Raw genomic sequence first — 17671 nt, 5'->3', positions numbered from 1 at the left:
GCGTAGAGCGAGTGCCGATCAATAGCGCCCTCTCCCACAGGTGGGAGAGGGGAGCTGATGGCCTTTACTTCAACAGCCACTCGTTGAATTTCTCGCCCAACGATTCGCCATAGTCAGCCCAGAACTCGGAGCCAGCCTGGATGCCTTTGTCCAGATGAGCGGTCGGCAGGTGCGGCGCCGCACTCTGGTCGGCCAGCGGCATGGAGGACTTGCGGGTCGGGCCGTAGGCCACGTCCGGCATGCCGGCCAGCGGCTTGGAGCCGGTGGCGTACTTGATGAACTCCATGGCCAGGTCCTTCTTCTTGCTGCCCTTGACGATGGCCCAGGCGTCGAGGTCGTAGACGTGGCCGTCCCAGACGATTTCGAAGGGTTTCTTTTCCTGCACGATGGCATCGTAGAAGCGGCCGTTGGCCGATTGCACCAGCACTGCGCCACCGTCGTTGAGCAATTGCGGCGCTTGCGACCAGGAGTCGAACCAGACGATGTCATCCTTGATGCTGGCCAGTTTGTCGAAGGCACGTTGCTGGCCTTCCGGGGTTGCCAGTACTTCGTAGACTTCCTCAGGTGCGACGCCGTCTGCCATGAGGGCCCATTCCATGTTCACCTGCGGGCGCTTGCGCATGGCGCGTTTGCCCGGAATCTTGGCGGTATCGAAGAAGTCCTCGATGCTGGCAGCCTTGGTGCCGCCGATGGTGTTCTGGTTGTAGGCGAATACCACCGACCAGACGATATTGCCCACCGCGCATTCGCTGGCCAGTGCTTCGGGGATGAAGTCCTGAGCAGCCGGGGTGCCGTCGATGCCGGCCGGCAACACGCTGTGATCGAGGGTTTCCAGCAGGCCTTCGGAGCACGCACGCTCGAGGTCGATCACCTCGAAGTCGACCACGTCCCACTGAATGTTGCCGGACTCGACCTGGGCCTTGATCTCGGCGACGCCGCCCGAGTAATCCTCGAACAATACCTTGACGCCGGATTCCGCCTGGTAGGGGTCGATGACGTGTTTTTTCTGCGCCGCGCCGTAGGCACCGCCCCAGGAAACCACGGTGAGGCTGTCCTGGGCCGTGGCGTTGCCCGCTGTGAGTCCCAATGCCGCCACCAGGGCGAAGGTGGAAAAGCTGGTAGTCAGTGATCTAGCCATTGCTGTGCTCCATTTGCTTCTACTAGTTGTGGGGGTCAGAGCGTCTTCGGCACGTCCGATCGGTCCAGGGCCTGGCTGTCTTCCGGCAGCCAGGCGAGGGCGATCTCTTCCTGAGCGCTGAGTTGCGGGGCTGAACTGTCGTTCAGATTCTTCACCACCAGCTCGCTACCGCTGGCGGTCTCGAAGTGGTAGCGGATGTATTCGCCGACGTAATGACGCGTGACGAAGCGGGCCTTGACCTGATTGCCGCTGGCGCCGAGTCGGTCGGTAAAGCTCAGCTTCTCCGGGCGTACCGACACCGTGGTGGCCTGGCCGACTTCGGTGCAGTTGGCTTTCAGCGTGCTGACCAGGTCGCCATCGTCGAGGCGCACCTGGACGCGATCAGCCTCGACCGCCTCGATCACGCCAGACAACTTGTTGCTCTCGCCGATGAAGTCGGCGACGAACATGTTGGCCGGACGTTCGTAGAGCACGTGCGGCGCCGCGCATTGCTGCACCACGCCGTTGTTGAACACGGCGATGCGGTCGCTCATGGTCAGCGCTTCGGTCTGGTCGTGGGTCACGTAGATCACCGTGAAGCCGAGCTGTTCGTGCAGGCGCTTGATCTCGAACTGCATCTGCTCACGCAGCTTCTTGTCCAGCGCGCCGAGCGGCTCATCCATCAGTACGATGTCCGGAGCGAAGATCAGCGCGCGGGCCAGGGCCACTCGCTGGCGCTGGCCGCCGGAGAGCTGGGCGGGGTAGCGGCCGCCGAAGGCCTGCAGTTCGACCAGTGCGAGGTACTCCTCGACCTTGGCGCGAATCTCGTCCTTGGGCAGTTTGCGAATCTTCAGCGGGTAGGCCAGGTTCTCGCGGATGGTCATGTGCGGGAACAGCGCGTACTGCTGAAAGACCATGCCGATGTTGCGAGCATAGGGGGCGATGCTGGTGACGTTACGGCCGTTGATCAGGATCTCGCCGCTGGTCACGTCCTCGAAGCCGGCGAGCATCATCAGGCAGGTGGTCTTGCCCGAACCGGAGGGGCCGAGCAGGGTGATGAATTCGCCCTTGGCCACGTTGAGGTTGAAGTCCTTGACCACCAGGGTCTTGTGATCGTAGGTCTTCTTGACGTTGGTGAATCGCAGGAACGCATCGTTCCCAGCCTGCGCAGTCATAGTCCTCCCCGCTGTTGTCCGTGAAAGGCCGCAATACGGAGTCAGCTCGTGGCCAAGACTCCAACTTCTGAGTCGATTCGCCTCCTGCGTGGAAGGCGTTCGTTATGTTGATAGCCGAAAGCAATAAGCACGCCAGTTAGCCAGTGATTGGCTGATAGCGCTCTGCTATGCAGGTTAAAGCCTAGTCCATGCTGGGCGAGATGCGAGGCGGGTGTGGGGGGAGGTAACAGCGAGAGGAGGGATGGGGCTCCTGTCGACACGCACATGGCAGGTGCACGGTCTGGAGAGCGTCCCTGTTTCGGCGCGTGTCGCGTAGGGTGTGCTGTGCGCATCAGGGGCAGGCATTCACCGCAATATCGAGTATGCCCCCCGATAATCGGTGCGCACGGCGCACCCTACAAGAGTCAGGTTTTAGCTGTTGGGCAGCAGGCGGACGGTGAGGCTCTTGATGTAGCGGGTCTCATTGATGGCCGGGTGTACCGGATGATCCGCGCCCTGGGCACCGCGCTCGAGTAGCTGGATATTGCGGTCCAGGTGACGCGCGCTGGTCAGCAGGATGTTCTGCAGGTTGTCTTCCTCAAGGTGCATGGAGCAACTGGCGCTGACCAGGATGCCGTCCTTGCTCAGCAGGCGCATGGCGGTTTCGTTGAGACGACGATAGGCCGCTTCGCCGTTCTTGATGTCCTTCTTGCGCTTGATGAAGGCGGGCGGGTCGGCGATCACCACGTCGAAGCGCTCTTCTGCGGATTTCAGTTCGCGTAGCGCGGCGAATACATCACCCTCGACGCAGGTGACCTTCTCGGCGAAACCGTTGAGCGTGGCATTACGCTCAACGCCGTCGAGAGCAAAACCTGAGGCGTCCACGCAGAACACTTCGCTGGCGCCGAACGCCGCGGCCTGCACACCCCAGCCGCCGATGTAGCTGAACAGGTCGAGCACGCGCTTGCCTTTGACGTAGGGCGCCAGGCGCGCGCGGTTCATGCGGTGATCGTAGAACCAGCCGGTCTTCTGTCCTTCGATCACCGGGGCTTCGAACTTAACGCCGTTCTCTTCCAGCGCTACCCACTCCGGCACCTCGCCGTAGGCGGTCGCCACATAGCGCTCGAGACCTTCGGCGTCGCGCGCGCTGGAGTCGTTCTTGAACAGGATACCGCTGGGCTTGCACACCTGGATCAGGGCCGCGAGCACGTCCTCCTTGTGTGCCTCCATGGTGGCAGAGGCCAGTTGCACCACCAGAATATCGAAGAAACGGTCGACCACCAGCCCCGGCAGCAGGTCGGAGTCGCCATACACCAGGCGGTAGCAGGGCTTGTCGAACAGGCGCTCGCGCAACGACAGGCAGACGTTGAGGCGGTGCACCAGCAGGGATTTGTCCAGCACGTGCTTGACGTCGCGTGACAGCAGGCGCGCGCAGATCAGGTTGTTCGGACTCATGGCGACGATGCCCAGCGGCTTGCCGCCGGCGGCTTCGAGAACAGCCTGGTCACCGGCGGCAAAACCATGCAGCGGGGTGGCGGCGACATCGATCTCGTTGCTGTAGACCCACAGGTGGCCGGCGCGCAGGCGTCGGTCGGCGTTGGCTTTCAGGCGCAGACTGGGCAGGGAAGACATGAGTTCGGGCTCCGCGGGGAAAAGAGCGGGATTATAGCGGTTTGCACACGGGGACGGCGGTTACAAAAGTCGACTGCGGGCTGGCCTGTGCTTTGGCTAGACTGTGCGCTACTTCTCACCCTGCACGATCCCTCTTTCATGACCTACGAACTTACCGCCGAACAGATCCAGCAAGTCCTGCAGGGGATCAGCGTACCGCCGCAACCACAGATCATGGTCGATCTACAGATGGAACAGATCATGCCCAGCCCCGATCTGCGCAGCATCGCCAAGCTGATCAGTCAGGACCCAGGGCTGTCCGGCGCGCTGCTGAAAATCGTCAACTCGCCGCATTTCGGTCTGGCCAATCGCATCGCTTCGATTCAGCAGGCGGTCAATCTGATGGGCTGCAACACAGTGATCAACCTGATCAATGCGCAGTCGATCAAAGGCGAGCTGACCGACGAAGCGATCCTGGTGCTCAACCGCTTCTGGGACAGTGCTCAGGACGTGGCGATGACCTGTCTGACCCTGGCCAAACGCCTCGGTTATCACTCGCCCGACGAAGCCTACAGCCTGGGATTGTTCCACGATTGCGGCATTCCGCTGATGCTCAAGCGCTTTCCCAACTACATGCAGGTGCTGGAGGAAGCCTATGCCAGTGCCAGTGAAGAGCGCCGGGTGGTCGACACCGAGAACCGTCTGCTGACCACCAATCATGCTGTGGTCGGTTATTTCACCGCGCGTTCCTGGCGCCTGCCGGAGCATCTCTGCGAGGTCATCGCCAATCACCACAACGCCTTGTCGATCTTCAGCGATGACTCGGGGCGCGACGCTCAGTTGAAGACGCTGCTGGGCATTCTCAAGATGGCCGAGCATATCTGCGAGACGCATCGCGTGCAGGGCGGGCAGGCCACTGACCTGGAGTGGCAGTACATCGCGCAGCCGATTCTCGAGTATCTGGGGTTGTCGGAGTATGACTTCGAGAACCTGCGCGAAAGCATTCGGGACCTGGCCGTGCTCTGAGTCTTCATGCGCTTGCGCCGCCGTGCAGATGAGCGGGTAAGCGGCCGCCTCTACCGCTGGCTGCACGGCTCCTGATAAGGTGGCGCACCGCCGTTTTCCTGTCGTATTGCCATGCCTGAATTACCCGAAGTCGAAACTACCCGCCGCGGTATCTCGCCCTACCTGGAAGGCCAGCGCGTCAGCCGTGTGATCGTGCGTGAGCGCCGCCTGCGTTGGCCCATCCCCGAAGACCTGGACGTGCGCTTGTCGGGTCAGCGAATCGAATGCGTCGAGCGCCGGGCCAAGTACCTGCTGATCAAGGCCGAAGTCGGCACGCTGATCAGTCATCTGGGCATGTCGGGCAGTCTGCGACTGGTCGAGTGCGGGCTGGCTGCGGCCAAGCACGAGCACGTGGATATCGAACTGGAGTCAGGGCTCGCACTGCGTTACACCGACCCGCGCCGTTTTGGTGCGCTGCTATGGAGCGAAGATCCGCTGCGCCACGAACTGCTCAGCAAGCTCGGCCCAGAGCCGTTGGGCGGATTGTTCGAGGGTGAGCGTCTGTTCCAGATGTCGCGCGGTCGCAGCATGGCGGTGAAACCCTTCATCATGGATAACGCCGTGGTCGTCGGCGTGGGCAACATCTACGCCACCGAAGCGCTGTTCGCTGCCGGTATCGATCCGCGCCGCGAAGCCGGCTCCATCTCGCGGGCGCGCTACCTGCGCCTGGCCGATGAGATCAAACGCATCCTGGCTCATGCCATCGAGCGTGGCGGTACCACCTTGCGTGACTTCGTCGGCGGCGACGGCCAGCCGGGCTACTTCCAGCAGGAGTTGTTCGCCTACGGGCGCGGCGGCGAGTTCTGCAAGGCCTGCGGCAGTACGCTACGTGAGGTCAAGCTGGGGCAGCGCGCGAGTGTCTACTGTCCCAGGTGCCAACGCTGAGCTGATGATCCGCCGGATGGGCGAGCCGTAGGGCGGGTTGCACCCGCCCTACGTCATAAAAACAAGAAATACCGAGGTTGATCGATGTCCGGTAACTACCTGCCGCGCAATCGGGCCGCTGAGTGGCTGGGGCGCAGTGTGCTGAAACTGATGGGCTGGCGTATCGAGGGACAGTTGCCGAAGCTCGACAAGTTCGTCGCCATCGGCGCTCATCACACGTCCAACTGGGATTTCGTGATCTTCATAGCGCTGAAATTCGTGCTGCGCCTCAACGCCCGCTGGTTCGGCAAGCACAGCATCTTCCGCTGGCCCTTCGGCGGCCTGATGCGCAGCTGGGGCGGTATTCCGATTCGTCGGGATCGCCAGTTGAACACCGTCGAACAGGCCATTCAGGCCTTTCGTGAGCATGACGAGTTCATCCTGGTGTTGTCGCCCGAGGGCACGCGCAAGAAGGTCGAACGCTGGAAGATGGGCTTCTACCATATCGCGCTGGGCGCGAGCGTACCCATCGTGCTGGGCGCGCTGGATTACCAGAATCGTCGGGTGGTGATCGGTCCGATCTTCCAGCCAACCGGTGACGAGAAAGCCGACCTGACAGCCATGCTGGCGTTCTTTCGTCCATACGTACCGAAAAAGCCGGAATATGCCTTTCACGGCGATTGACGTCCGTCACGCTGACAATTATCAATGCGCTGTTATAGTTACTGGCACTTTCCCGAATAATCTGAAGGATCGATCCATGAAAGCGTTCCGCACCTCCGCTGTTGTCCTGGCGCTGACCTCTGGCCTGCTGGCGCTATCGGCGCAAGCGGAAGTGGTTCAGCAGAACGCCAGTGGTGACCCGCTGTACTCCATCGAGGCACCCAAGGGCTATGCCATGGTCGGTGATCTGGTCATCGCCCGCCCCCTGCTGATCGGCGCCACTGCGATCGGTGCCGCAGCCTTCATCGTCAGCCTGCCGTTCACCGCGCTGGGCGGTAACGTCGGTGAAGCCGCGCAGTCCCTCGTGGTAGAACCAGGCAAAGAAGCCTTCGTACGCTGCCTGGGCTGCACCAGCAGCGGCTACAAGCAAGACTGATTCGCTGCGATCCGCTTGTCGCGGCCCCTCGCCTTTTCCTGAAGGCGAGGGGCCGTTTACGTTTGAACGCCGAAAAGGGAAGAAGCGGTGGTGATGAAGTACCTGCGCTGGGTGATATTGCTGCTGGTGGTAATGGGGCTGATCGCCTCGTTCTGGTTCAGCCAGGGCTGGCTGCAACTCTGCGCCGGGCTCGCGATTTTCCTGTTCGGCATGCAGTGCCTGGAAGAGGGCTTGCGCCAGCTGGCGGGCAGCAAACTGGAGCAGATACTCGGGCGCAGCACCTCTACCTCTTTCAAGAGCCTGCTGTTCGGCGTCGGCGGTACCCTGTTGTTGCAGTCCAGCACCCTGGTGTCGCTCTTGACCATTGCCTTCATCAGTACCGGGCTGATCCAGCTGGCTGGCGGCATCGCCATTCTGTTCGGTGCCAATCTGGGCGCCACCAGCGGCATCTGGTTGCTGGCGCTGGCCGGGCAGAACCTCAGCCTCAGTCCGCTGGCCCTGCCGCTGTTGGTATTTGGCGTGCTGGCCGGTTTCTTCGGGCCCAGGAGCAAGGCAGCCGGGCGTATCGTCCTGGGTATCGCCTTCATCTTTCTCGGCATCGATCAGATCAAGGACGGCTTCGCCAGTTTCGGTGACGGCCTGGACATGACCGGCTACCAGGAGGGCGGGCTGCGCGGTGCACTTCTGTTCACCGCCATCGGCTTGGCAATCACCGTGGTGCTGCAGTCCAGCCACGCGACCTTGATGCTGACGCTGGCGGCCCTGGCCGGCGGCCAGTTGGAGCTCGGTCAGAGCCTGGCGATTGCCATCGGCTCCAACGTCGGCAGCAGTGTAACCACCGCGTTCGTTGGCTCGCTGGGTGGCAATCGGAGCGGTCAGCGTCTGGCCCTGGCCCATGTACTGTTCAACATCACCACCGGCTTTCTCGCCTTCTGCCTGCTTGGACCGTTGACCTGGCTGGTGCATGCGCTGGCCGAACCCATGGGCCTTGGCGAGAACAGCCTGATCCAGCTGGCGATGTTCCATACCCTGTTCAATGCCATGGGCGTCGCGCTGTTCTGGCCGCTGCAAGGGCGTTTGGCGCAGTGGTTGATCCGCTGGCTGCCGGAGCGCGCCGAGCCACGGGTATTGATTACGGAGTTGGCGTCAGAGGCGGTCGCCGAACCCGAGCGCACGCGCGCGCGCTACCTCAATGAGCGCGCGCTCGATTCGGTGGATGCCGCGTCCGGTGCGGTGGTGCAGGAGCTGGGGCACCTCGGCCGCTTGAGCCTGGAGGTGATCTGCCATGCGCTCTATCTGCCGGTCGATCAGTTGGCGCGCGCTCACGCGGATGAACAGCTCTTGCAGGCCAAGCCTACGCAGGGCGGCTTCGAAGCGGAGCACTTGTACCAATTCCATATCAAGGGCGTGTATGGCGATCTGCTGAGCTTCATGGGGCGCATGGAGCTGCCCATGGATGAAGCGCATCAGCAGTTCTGGGTCAGTTGCCAATTGGCGGCGCTGCAACTGGTGGATGCGGTCAAGGACGCCAAGCACCTGCAGAAGAACCTTGGCCATTATCTGGACGCACCGCCCTCGGCAGTGCGTGATGCCTATGTGGAGTTGCGTCGCCATTTGCTCACGACCCTGCATGAGGTGCGTGAGTTGGCTCGTGCCGATCTGCCGGATGAGGTGTGGCAATCGCGCCTGCGCTGGCTCGACGAGCAGGCCGCGAGCTTCGATGCGCGGTTTCGTCAGCGTCTGTTCGCCGAGGTACGCGACGGCCGCCTGGATGGCTTGCAGACCAGCTCGCTGATGAACGACCTGGGCTACGTCAGCCGCATCTTCCAGAGCCTGCGCAACGTGCTGATGCTGGGCAGCGAGCAGGCGCTTTTCCGCGAGTTGCGCAAGTTCGGTGAGGAGCAGGAGAGCCTGATCAGGCTCTCCTGAGCCCTGGTAGCCCGGATGAAATCCGGGGCTCTTGGGCCACGACACCCCCGGATTTGATCCGGGCTACGATCACCCTCGAGCGCTGCGCTTCACGGCGTCGCCGTACCAATCCCGCGAGGATCGCTCGCGGCCTGCACTTCACCGCTGACCTTGTCCCAGAACAACACCTGCTGGTTGCCGTACTGCCGGTCCAGGCGTTTGAGTTCGTAACCGCGTCGTTGCAGTTCGGCGATCTGTTCATCGTTGAAAGTATCCGGCTCATGCTCGATCACGTCCGGCAGGAACTGGTGGTGGTAGCGCGCCACCGCCGGCCAGCGCTCGATGGGCTTATCGTCCAGGTATTCGAGCATCGACAGCAGCACCATGCTCGGAATACGGCTGCCGCCCGGTGTGCCGAAGGCAGTGAACTCATCGCTGCTTTCGACAAAGCTCGGGCTCATCGATGACAGCGGGCGTTTGCCACCTGCGATGGCGTTGGCCTGGCTGCCTGCCAGGCCATAGGCGTTGGCGCCCTGCACGTCGGCGGCGAAATCGTCCATCTCGTCGTTGAGCAGCACGCCGGTGCCGGGCACGGTGAAGGCCGCGCCGAACGGCAGGTTGATCGACAGCGTCGCCGCCACGGCATTGCCCTCGGCATCGAGCACGGCGAAGTGGGTAGTGTGGTCGCCTTCGTGCCAGGTGCCTGCCGGAGGCAGGCTGGCGCTGGGCGTGGCCTGTTCGGGGTCGATACTGCCGGCGAGCACGGCCAGATGCCCGGGTGACAACAGTTGCTCTACAGGATTCTTGATGAAGTCGGGATCGCCCAGCAGGCCACGGTCACGGTAGGCACGGCGCAGGGCCTCGACCACGTAATGCGTGCGCTGCACGGGCTCGGCATCGCGCCAGGGCAGCTGTTCGAGTATGGCCAGGCTCTGCGCCAGCGCGATGCCGCCGGCCGAAGGTGGTGGGGCGCTGATCAGCTCGCGGCCGTCTTCGAGGGCGAAACGCAGCGGTGCGCGCCGTTGCACGCGATATTCCGCCAGATCGTCCTCGTTCCAGATGCCGCCTGCCTTGCGCACGCCGGCTATCAGGCGCTTGCCCTGCTCGCCGCCGTAGAACCCGGCGCGGCCGTGGTCGGCCAGCGCCTGCAAGGTGGTCGCCAGCTCCGGCTGGCGCAGCCGGTAACCTTCTGCCGGCACCTCGCCCTGGTCGAGAAACAGGCGGGCGCTTTCGGCGTCGTCACGCAGCGCTGCCAGGCGCCAGGTTGCGCGCTCGCGGTAGACGCGATCGACCGCGAAGCCTTCGTTGGCCAGGCGAATCGCCGGTGCCAGGCTGGTTTTCAGCGGCAAGCGGCCGTGCTTCTGGGCCAGCTCGACCAATGCTGCCGGCAGCCCTGGAATGGCGGCAGCAAGTGCGCCGTTGAGCGACAGCTCGCGCTGCACCTTGCCATCGCGGACATAGAGATTCGGTTTGGCTTCCAGCGGTGCGCGTTCGCGGGCATCGAGGAAGTCGTAGCCTGGCGTATCGCCGGCAGTGCGCAGCAGGAAGAAGCCGCCGCCGCCAAGGCCAGAGCCGTAGGGTTCGACCACGGCCAGGGCCGCGCTGGCAGCGACGGCGGCATCGAAGGCATTGCCGCCGGCGTCGAGCATCTGCTGCGCAGCGGCGGTGGCTGCGGGGTGAGCGGTGGCAATGGCGGGTTGCTGCGGAGCGGCCTGGGCCAGAAGGCTGGCGCCGAGCAGCAGGGTCGATAGCAGGAGTGTGCGCAACATGCGAGCTACCAGAGGCGGCTGAAGGAGGCTGGAAGCTTAACAGCCTTGCTCTGGCGAAGGGCAGAACGGGCACGGAGGAAACGGAAGGCCGGCAGCCTCCCGTAAAGGTCAGGCCTTGCCAGTGATGATGCGGTATTTGTGCATCAGTTCATCCTTGCTCTCGACGTTGTTCTCGTCGAGCGGGATGCAGTCCACCGGGCATACCTGCTGGCATTGCGGCTCATCGTAGTGGCCAACGCATTCGGTGCACAGGTTAGGGTCGATCACGTAGATCTCTTCACCCTGTGAAATGGCGCCGTTGGGGCACTCGGGTTCGCAGACGTCGCAGTTGATGCAGTCGTCGGTGATGATCAGGGACATGGGACAACTCCTGTCGACGCGCAGGCTTCGACACTTTACGGGCAACGATGCTGCGAATTGTGCCGGATTGGTGCGGCTTGTGCCATTAGCCCGGTCAGTTAGGCGCTTTGCTCCCCTCTCCCGTTTACGGGAGAGGGTCATCAGATGGCCGTGAACGGCCGGTTTTTAATGCTTGCGAAAACGCTCGTTCAGCGCGTCGGCCACAGCAGGGTGGACGAACTTGGTGATATCGCCGCCCAGGGCTGCGATCTCGCGCACAAGAGTAGAGGAGATGAAGGAATATTTTTCCGACGGGGTGAGGAACAGGCTTTCCACGTCCGGCGCCAACTGACGGTTCATGTTGGCCAGCTGGAATTCATATTCGAAGTCCGACACCGCGCGCAGGCCGCGCAGGAAGACATTGGCGTTCTGCTCCTTGACGAAGTGCGCGAGCAGCGAGGAGAAACCCACCACTTCGACGTTGGGCAGGTGCTTGGTCACCTCGCGTGCCAGCTCGACGCGTTGCTCCAGGGAAAACAGAGGGTTCTTCTTGGGGCTGGCGGCGACGGCGATGATGACGTGATCGAACAGGCGCGCGGCGCGTTCGACCAGATCACCGTGGCCCTTGGTGATGGGGTCGAAGGTGCCGGGGTATAACACTCGATTCATCGGGACGTCCTGGCGGGTCGAAAAGGAGTCGGATGGTAGCGCAGCGCATGCCAGCGGCCAAGCCACGGCCTGCGTTGCGTTCTCCCGTACCAGGACAGTGGCGTCTAGCTCGGGCTTTTCAGTCGCTCGGCCAGCAACGTCGCAAGCTTGGCGGTCAGGCCGTAGATCGACAGCTGCGGGTTCGCGCCGATGCTGGTGGGAAACAGTGAGCCGTCATGGATCGACAGGTTGGCCAGGTGATGGTGCCGGCCGAGGCTGTCGACCACGGCCTGCTGTGGATCCTCGCCCATGGCGCAGCCGCCCATGACATGAGCACTGCCCAGGCGTGTGCGGTACAGCGCCAGATCGAGGTTCTCGATCATGTCCTTGGCTTCTCGCCAGGTGCTGACGTAACGCGCATCGGTGTGAGTCGGCATCACGGCCTTGGCGCTGGCGGCGAACTGGATTTCCGCCATGGTCAGGTAGGCCCGGCGCACGCCATCCCAGGTGTAGTCGGTCATCTGGTAGTCGAGCACCGGGCTGCCGTCGCTGCGCAGCTCCACGCGGCCTTCGGCGCTATCCTCGTGGAAGCCGTCGCGCAGCAGGGCGAGCATCACGTTGGTGTGCGGCAACTGTTCCATGCGCAGGGCATTTTCACGGCCGAAATCACCGAGCAGGGTTGCAGTCAGCGCCGGTTGCAGCGGCGGCACTTCCAGTTTGTAGGACAGCCGCCCGCTGGTGCCGTCGTCCCACTGAAAATGGTCGGAGTAGACCGACTGCGGGGCACCATAGAAGGGGTTGATCACCTGCTCGAACTGCGCCGCAGAGAAGTTCACCAGGTGCAGGTAGGTGCGGCGGCCGACGCGCTGGTGCGGGTCGGGGGCTTCGGAGCGCAGCAGGATGCCGGGCGTATTGATGCCGCCGCCGGCTAGCACGTAGTGCCGCGCCTTGACGCGGATGCGCCGACCACTGGGCGCCACGCAGCGTTCGTCCATACCCAGGCAGTCGATGCCGACCACCTGGTCGTCTTCGATCAGCAGTTTGTCGGCGCGCGCCAGGTAGAGCAGCTCGCCGCCGGCGTCGAGGGTGGCGGGGATGGTGGTGACCAGCATCGACTGCTTTGCGTTGGTCGGGCAGCCCATGCCGCAATAGCCGAGGTTCCAGCAGCCACGCACGTTGCGCGGGATTGGCGCCCAGTGATAGCCGAGCTTGTCGCAACCACTGCGCAGCACCTCGTTGTTGGCATTGGGCGGCACCGCCCAGGGCGCAACGCCCAGGCGCTGTTCCATTCTCTCGAACCAGGGCGCCATGGCGGCTTCATCATGCCCTGCCACACCGTGCACCTCGGCCCAATGCGCCAGGGTCTGCGGCGGTGTGCGAAAACTGCTGGTCCAGTTGATCAGCGTGGTGCCGCCGACCGCACGACCCTGCAGAATGGTGATGGCGCCGTCCTTGCTCATGCGCCCGATGCCTTCCTGATAGAGGGTCGGATAGGCGTCGGCTTCCTGCATCTTGAAGTCGTCGCTGGTCTTGAGCGGGCCTTCTTCGATCAGCAGCACCTTGTAGCCGGCGGCACTGAGGATTTCCGCAGTGGTACCGCCACCCGCGCCGCTGCCGACGATGGCGACGTCGGCTTCCAGGGTGAGATCGTTTTCCAGGCGCGAACCGTCATGGGTTTTCCAACCCCTGGTCAGGCCTTGCTTGAACAGATCGGGTACAGGCATTGTTTTTCCTCGGAGTCACTGAAACCTACTGCGCGATCCGATTGCGGCGTCAGGTTCTCGCCCGTGGCTCGGCGTACTTCAGTACAGCCTCGCCACGTGCTGCGAGCCTTCCTTGCACTCGAACCGCTCGCTACGGTTTCAGAGGCCTCATTCTGATAATCGCGGTTGGCTAAATTCCAGTTGGTAGGGTGGGCTTCAGCCCGCCAAGCTGTCTCTAGTGGTGGGCTTAAGCGGATCGCCGGCCGGCCCACCCTACGAATCAGCCGTTATACGGTGGGCGGCCCGGGATAGCCGCAATGTGCCCAGGCGTCCTGGCGGCTGTACCAGGCCATCATCACCAGTTGCAGCAGCGAGGCATGGCCCATGCGCAGCAGGCTCAGGCTGCTGTTCTGCCAGCGGCTAAGAAAGTTGCGCACGTCGCCGCCGCTGGCGTTTTCCCAACTGCCCCATACGCCGGTCAGTGGGCCGCGGGTGATGGGCAGGGCGAGCACGTCGAACAGTTGCACGGTGAGCTTGAGCATCTCCGGCGACAGGTGCGCGAGGCTGTTGTCGAGGCTGTCCAGCGTGCCGTCGATGGCCTGCGGCATCTGTTCGGCACTGACGGCGCCATTGAGCATTACCGGGACCAGTGCGCGCAGCAAGGGCATGTCGCTGCTGCGCAGGATCAGGTAACCATTGGCCGGCGTGCTGGCCGAACAGCCGCTAAGCGTCGCGGTCAGCCCGGCGGTTCCGAGCAGCGCCGTGCCCAGCAGGCCGACCTTGAGCAGGCTGCGCCGCGATAATTGCGATGTGTTCAGGGCGGTGTCGTTCATTGTTGTTATCACCAGACATGGAACGGGGCGGGCCCGCAAGGATCAGCGCACGAACAGTTTGTAGACCAGCTTCTGGATCGACTTGCCATAGGGCGGATAGATCAGGCGCGCGGCGTTGAAACGCTGTTTGATGAACACGCCCTTGGCCTTGCTGAAGGTCAGGAAGCCTTCGTGGCCGTGGTAATGGCCCATGCCGGACGGGCCGACGCCACCGAACGGCATGTCATCCTGGGCCACGTGCAGCAGGGTGTCGTTGAGGCACACGCCGCCGGAGTGGGTCTCGTGCAGTACGCGTTGTTGCTCGCGCTTGTCGTAGCCGAAGTAGTAAAGCGCCAGTGGGCGTGGCCGTGCGTTGACGTAGGCAAAGGCATCTTCCAGGCGGTCATAGGGCACCACCGGCAGCAGTGGGCCGAAGATTTCATCCTGCATCAGCTTCATGTCGTCGTTGACGTCGAGCACCAGGCTCTGCGGCAGGCGTCGACCCTGCGCTTCGGGGTACAGCGAGACGATGCGTGCACCCTTGGCCTCGGCGTCCTGCAGGTAGCCGTTGAGGCGCGCCAACTGGCGCTCGTTGATGATCGCCGTGTAGTCGGGGTTGTCCTTGAGCGCTGGGTAAAAGCGCTGCACCACGTCGCGATAGGCTGCGACAAAACCGTCGATACGGTCACGCGGTACCAGCACATAGTCCGGCGCCACGCAGGTCTGCCCGGCGTTGAGGGTTTTGCCGAAGGCGATGCGCTCGGCGGCGTCTTCCAGCGGTACATCGGCGGACACGATGGCCGGCGACTTGCCGCCCAGCTCCAGGGTCACCGGGGTGAGGTTCTCCGCGGCGGCGCGCATCACGTGTTTGCCGATGCTGGTGGCGCCAGTGAACAACAGGTGGTCGAACGGCAGTTTGGAGAAGGCCATGCCGACTTCCGCTTCGCCCAGGGCGACGCTGACCAGGTCCTCGGGGAAGACGCGTGCCAACAGGTCCTTGACCAACTGTGAGGTGGCCGGTGTGGACTCGCTCATCTTGATCATCACCCGGTTGCCGGCCGCCAGCGCGCCGGTCAGCGGGCCGATGGCGAGAAACAGCGGGTAGTTCCACGGCACGATGATGCCGACCACGCCCAGCGGCTGGTAGATGACCTTGGCCGAAGCCGGCATGAACTGCATGCCGACGCTGCGCCGTGACGGTTTCATCCACTTCCTGATGCGTTTGCTCGCGTAATGGATGCCATGCAGGCTGGGCATCAGTTCGGCGAGCAGGGTCTCGTCAGCCGAGCGATTGCTGAAGTCTTCGGAGATCGCTGCCACCAGGGCGTTCTGTTGCTGAGTGAGCAGTTCGCTGAGGGATTTCAGCCATTGGATGCGTTGCTCGGCCGACGGCATCGGGTTGGCGGCAAAGGCAGAGCGCTGCAGGGCGAAGGTACCATCCAGCTGGTTGATCTGCTGCTGGCTGTGCTGCAGGTAGGCGATGTCGGCGACCATGGGTTTCTCCTCGACGTTCCAGCGGGCTGCTTGGGGCTGAGCTGGATTTTTAGAGCAATTACTCTAATGTGTCAAACAGGATGCCGCGACGCCTCCCTCGTCGCACCCTAACCAAAGGTCTGCCAAGGCTTGCGGGGTGCATCAGGGGGTAACACTTCGGCTGTTTCGCCTGTACCTTTGCTACTTTTGAAGTCGAGATCGAGCTGCCTCATGGCGCCACCCAAGACCCGCGACCGCATCGTTGCCGAGAGCCTGGCCCTGTTCAACAGCCAGGGCGAGCGCACTGTCACCACCAACCATATCGCCGCGCACCTGGGGATTTCGCCGGGCAACCTGTACTACCACTTTCGTAACAAGCAGATGATCATCGCCGAGCTGTTCGCCCAGTACGAAGTGCAGGTCGACAGCTTCCTGCGCCTGCCTGAGGGGCGTGCGCTGACGGTGGCGGACAAGACCTTCTATCTGGAGGCGCTGCTGGCTGCGATGTGGCACTACCGCTTCCTGCACCGTGATCTGGAGCATCTGCTGGAATCCGACGCCGAGTTGGCCGAGCGCTACCGTGCTTTCGCCCGGCGCTGCCTGATAGGTGCGCAGTCGGTCTATCAGGGTTTCGTCGAGGCCGGCATCCTGGTTATGACGCCGGCGCAGATCGAGGCCCTGACGCTCAACGCCTGGATCATCATGACCTCCTGGGTGCGCTTTCTCTGCACCGCCGGGGCCAACCCGGACAATCTCAGCCAGGACATGCTGCGCCGCGGCATCTACCAGGTGCTGGCGCTGGAAAGTGGCTACATCGCCCCTTTAGCCCGTGATGCGGTCGAGGCGCTGTATGGCCGTCTGCATGTGCCGCTGGAGCAGGTGCTGGGGTGATTACCCAGCACACACGGTCTTTGTGGGAGGGCTTTAGCCGCGAGCTGTCTCCTACAGTCGATAGCGATTGCCGTGCTCGGTTGCAGTCCGGCGCGTTTTCCCGGATTTCATCCGGGCTACGGTTTCTGCGATCCGCGTAGAAGCGGCTTCAGCCGCGATTATCCAACCACTGTGGAATGCGTCGTTCCAGGTAATAACCCGGCCGGCGTGGGCTGCCCTCGACGAAACCGACATGGCCGCCCTTGGCATGCAGCTCGAACTCGGTGCCAGGGGCGAGCTCGCTGGCCTCGGGCAGGCTGTGACGGAAGATGAAGGGATCGTCTTCGGCCTGGATGATCAGCGTGCGCGTGCGAATGTCGCCCAGGTAGAAGCGGCTGGAGGCGCGCCGGTAGTAATCGTGGGCATCGGCGAAGCCGTGCAGCGGCGCGGTGATACGTCCGTCGAAGTCCCAGAAGGTACGCATGCCATCCAGCGGGCCGAGGCGCTCCAGCACCGACAGGCGCTCGCTCTGACCCTGTTCGCTGAACAGGCGCTGCTTGTTGTTCACGTAGGCGACCATCTCGCGCATGAAGTGCGCCTGGTACATCCTTGAAAAGCCCAGGCCGATGCGGTCGGCGCACTGGTCCAGACGAAACGGTACCGACACGGCCACAGCGCTTTGCAGTTGGCTCTGGGTGCCGCTTTCACCCAGATACTTGAGCAGCACGTTGCCACCCAGCGAATAACCGACAGCGTACAGCGGCGCCATCGGCCGTTGCGCGCGCAGGTGAGCCACGGCCGACGCCAGATCCTCGCTGGCGCCGGAATGGTAGCCGCGCGGTAGCAGGTTGGGCTCACCGGAGCAGCCGCGCCAGTTCAGCGCCGCACTGGCCCAGCCGCGTGCGGCCAGCGTCTGCTGCAGGCCGAGCACGTAGAGCGAGTTGGAGCTGCCGGTCAGGCCGTGAAGCACCAGCACCAGCGGCGCATGGGCGTCATGCGGGCCATGCCAGTCGAGGTCGAGAAAATCGCCATCGTCCAGCCACAACCGCTCGCGCTGGCGTTCGAGCAGCGGCGGCTTGCGACAGAAGGGGTTCCACAGCGTCTGCAGGTGCGGGCCGGGGAGCCACCAGGCGGGTTGGAAGGGCGTCATGAAGGTGTCCTATAGGATAGATCGGGGCGCGTAGCTGACGCTTCACCTATCCACCGATTGCGCCATCATGGTGGGTGTAAAAGGCGATA

At 63.2% G+C, this 17671-nt stretch carries 16 protein-coding genes; 6 read left to right on the top strand and 10 right to left on the bottom strand.

The genetic code is table 11. From position 1 onward, the window contains the following. Positions 1-64 precede the first annotated feature (64 nt). The 3 genes from H3221_RS12970 to H3221_RS12960 form a co-directional block, all read right to left on the bottom strand. Entirely contained in the window at positions 65-1138 is a 1074-nt protein-coding gene (locus tag H3221_RS12970) for an ABC transporter substrate-binding protein (protein ID WP_196476638.1), read from the bottom strand. A gap of 35 nt (positions 1139-1173) precedes the next feature. Continuing rightward, positions 1174-2292, bottom strand: a complete 1119-nt coding sequence (locus H3221_RS12965) for an ABC transporter ATP-binding protein (RefSeq protein WP_196476639.1) — start codon at positions 2290-2292, stop codon at positions 1174-1176. A gap of 411 nt (positions 2293-2703) precedes the next feature. Continuing rightward, the gene (locus tag H3221_RS12960) at positions 2704-3903 is read right to left on the bottom strand and encodes a class I SAM-dependent rRNA methyltransferase (protein WP_196476640.1); all 1200 of its coding nucleotides are present in this window, start codon (positions 3901-3903) and stop codon (positions 2704-2706) included. Between the two features lie 138 nt (positions 3904-4041). On the opposite strand from H3221_RS12960, the gene H3221_RS12955 reads away from it, so the two are divergent. From H3221_RS12955 to H3221_RS12935, 5 genes are all read left to right on the top strand, one after another. Continuing rightward, entirely contained in the window at positions 4042-4908 is an 867-nt protein-coding gene (locus H3221_RS12955) for an HDOD domain-containing protein (protein ID WP_196476641.1), read from the top strand. A gap of 111 nt (positions 4909-5019) precedes the next feature. Then, positions 5020-5832: a bifunctional DNA-formamidopyrimidine glycosylase/DNA-(apurinic or apyrimidinic site) lyase gene (gene mutM / locus H3221_RS12950; protein WP_196476642.1), complete on the top strand. Its 813-nt coding sequence runs from the start codon at positions 5020-5022 to the stop codon at positions 5830-5832. A gap of 84 nt (positions 5833-5916) precedes the next feature. Next, positions 5917-6495 carry a lysophospholipid acyltransferase family protein gene (locus H3221_RS12945; RefSeq protein ID WP_196476643.1) on the top strand — a complete coding sequence of 193 codons (579 nt, stop codon included), beginning with the start codon at positions 5917-5919 and terminating at the stop codon, positions 6493-6495. A 76-nt stretch (positions 6496-6571) separates the two neighbouring features. Continuing rightward, on the top strand, positions 6572-6910 hold the full coding sequence (locus H3221_RS12940) for a multidrug transporter (protein ID WP_196476644.1): 339 nt from the start codon (positions 6572-6574) through the stop codon (positions 6908-6910). A gap of 93 nt (positions 6911-7003) precedes the next feature. Further along, entirely contained in the window at positions 7004-8839 is a 1836-nt protein-coding gene (locus tag H3221_RS12935) for a Na/Pi cotransporter family protein (protein ID WP_196476645.1), read from the top strand. An 89-nt stretch (positions 8840-8928) separates the two neighbouring features. Here H3221_RS12935 and ggt read toward each other — a convergent pair whose 3' ends face one another. From ggt to H3221_RS12905, 6 genes are all read right to left on the bottom strand, one after another. After that, positions 8929-10587, bottom strand: coding sequence for a gamma-glutamyltransferase (gene ggt / locus H3221_RS12930; RefSeq protein WP_224490591.1), 1659 nt, complete (start codon positions 10585-10587; stop codon positions 8929-8931). Between the two features lie 108 nt (positions 10588-10695). Next, on the bottom strand, positions 10696-10947 hold the full coding sequence (locus H3221_RS12925) for a YfhL family 4Fe-4S dicluster ferredoxin (RefSeq protein WP_003464019.1): 252 nt from the start codon (positions 10945-10947) through the stop codon (positions 10696-10698). A gap of 165 nt (positions 10948-11112) precedes the next feature. After that, on the bottom strand, positions 11113-11595 hold the full coding sequence (gene coaD / locus H3221_RS12920) for a pantetheine-phosphate adenylyltransferase (protein ID WP_196477031.1): 483 nt from the start codon (positions 11593-11595) through the stop codon (positions 11113-11115). Between the two features lie 104 nt (positions 11596-11699). Continuing rightward, positions 11700-13298, bottom strand: coding sequence for a GMC family oxidoreductase (locus tag H3221_RS12915; protein ID WP_196477030.1), 1599 nt, complete (start codon positions 13296-13298; stop codon positions 11700-11702). A 266-nt stretch (positions 13299-13564) separates the two neighbouring features. Next, positions 13565-14110 (bottom strand): twin-arginine translocation pathway signal protein, encoded by a 546-nt coding sequence (locus H3221_RS12910; protein ID WP_196477029.1) that lies wholly within the window; start codon positions 14108-14110, stop codon positions 13565-13567. Positions 14111-14152: 42 nt separating this feature from the next. Next, positions 14153-15583, bottom strand: a complete 1431-nt coding sequence (locus H3221_RS12905) for a coniferyl aldehyde dehydrogenase (protein WP_196477028.1) — start codon at positions 15581-15583, stop codon at positions 14153-14155. Between the two features lie 210 nt (positions 15584-15793). On the opposite strand from H3221_RS12905, the gene H3221_RS12900 reads away from it, so the two are divergent. After that, positions 15794-16453 carry a TetR/AcrR family transcriptional regulator gene (locus tag H3221_RS12900; protein ID WP_196477027.1) on the top strand — a complete coding sequence of 220 codons (660 nt, stop codon included), beginning with the start codon at positions 15794-15796 and terminating at the stop codon, positions 16451-16453. Between the two features lie 148 nt (positions 16454-16601). Here the strand turns inward: H3221_RS12900 and H3221_RS12895 are convergent, their stop codons facing one another. Continuing rightward, positions 16602-17582, bottom strand: a complete 981-nt coding sequence (locus H3221_RS12895; RefSeq protein WP_196477026.1) for a hydrolase — start codon at positions 17580-17582, stop codon at positions 16602-16604. Positions 17583-17671 lie beyond the last annotated feature (89 nt).

The organism is Pseudomonas chaetocerotis (assembly GCF_015712105.2).
Classification (GTDB): domain Bacteria; phylum Pseudomonadota; class Gammaproteobacteria; order Pseudomonadales; family Pseudomonadaceae; genus Aquipseudomonas; species Aquipseudomonas chaetocerotis.
Note: the sequence above shows the minus strand (reverse complement) of the source record. Positions and strands in the feature narration are given on the sequence as shown.

What these genes read in the sequence shown, in the direction of transcription:
- H3221_RS12955 (WP_196476641.1), top strand. Translation starts at nt 4,042, where the DNA reads ATGACCTACGAACTTACCGCCGAACAGATCCAGCAAGTCCTGCAGGGG.
- H3221_RS12960 (WP_196476640.1), bottom strand. Translation starts at nt 3,903, where the DNA reads ATGTCTTCCCTGCCCAGTCTGCGCCTGAAAGCCAACGCCGACCGACGC.
- coaD (WP_196477031.1), bottom strand. Translation starts at nt 11,595, where the DNA reads ATGAATCGAGTGTTATACCCCGGCACCTTCGACCCCATCACCAAGGGC.
- H3221_RS12970 (WP_196476638.1), bottom strand. Translation starts at nt 1,138, where the DNA reads ATGGCTAGATCACTGACTACCAGCTTTTCCACCTTCGCCCTGGTGGCG.
- H3221_RS12895 (WP_196477026.1), bottom strand. Translation starts at nt 17,582, where the DNA reads ATGACGCCCTTCCAACCCGCCTGGTGGCTCCCCGGCCCGCACCTGCAG.
- H3221_RS12965 (WP_196476639.1), bottom strand. Translation starts at nt 2,292, where the DNA reads ATGACTGCGCAGGCTGGGAACGATGCGTTCCTGCGATTCACCAACGTC.
- H3221_RS12945 (WP_196476643.1), top strand. Translation starts at nt 5,917, where the DNA reads ATGTCCGGTAACTACCTGCCGCGCAATCGGGCCGCTGAGTGGCTGGGG.
- H3221_RS12925 (WP_003464019.1), bottom strand. Translation starts at nt 10,947, where the DNA reads ATGTCCCTGATCATCACCGACGACTGCATCAACTGCGACGTCTGCGAA.
- H3221_RS12910 (WP_196477029.1), bottom strand. Translation starts at nt 14,110, where the DNA reads ATGAACGACACCGCCCTGAACACATCGCAATTATCGCGGCGCAGCCTG.
- H3221_RS12900 (WP_196477027.1), top strand. Translation starts at nt 15,794, where the DNA reads ATGGCGCCACCCAAGACCCGCGACCGCATCGTTGCCGAGAGCCTGGCC.
- H3221_RS12915 (WP_196477030.1), bottom strand. Translation starts at nt 13,298, where the DNA reads ATGCCTGTACCCGATCTGTTCAAGCAAGGCCTGACCAGGGGTTGGAAA.
- mutM (WP_196476642.1), top strand. Translation starts at nt 5,020, where the DNA reads ATGCCTGAATTACCCGAAGTCGAAACTACCCGCCGCGGTATCTCGCCC.
- H3221_RS12905 (WP_196477028.1), bottom strand. Translation starts at nt 15,583, where the DNA reads ATGGTCGCCGACATCGCCTACCTGCAGCACAGCCAGCAGCAGATCAAC.
- H3221_RS12935 (WP_196476645.1), top strand. Translation starts at nt 7,004, where the DNA reads ATGAAGTACCTGCGCTGGGTGATATTGCTGCTGGTGGTAATGGGGCTG.
- ggt (WP_224490591.1), bottom strand. Translation starts at nt 10,587, where the DNA reads ATGTTGCGCACACTCCTGCTATCGACCCTGCTGCTCGGCGCCAGCCTT.
- H3221_RS12940 (WP_196476644.1), top strand. Translation starts at nt 6,572, where the DNA reads ATGAAAGCGTTCCGCACCTCCGCTGTTGTCCTGGCGCTGACCTCTGGC.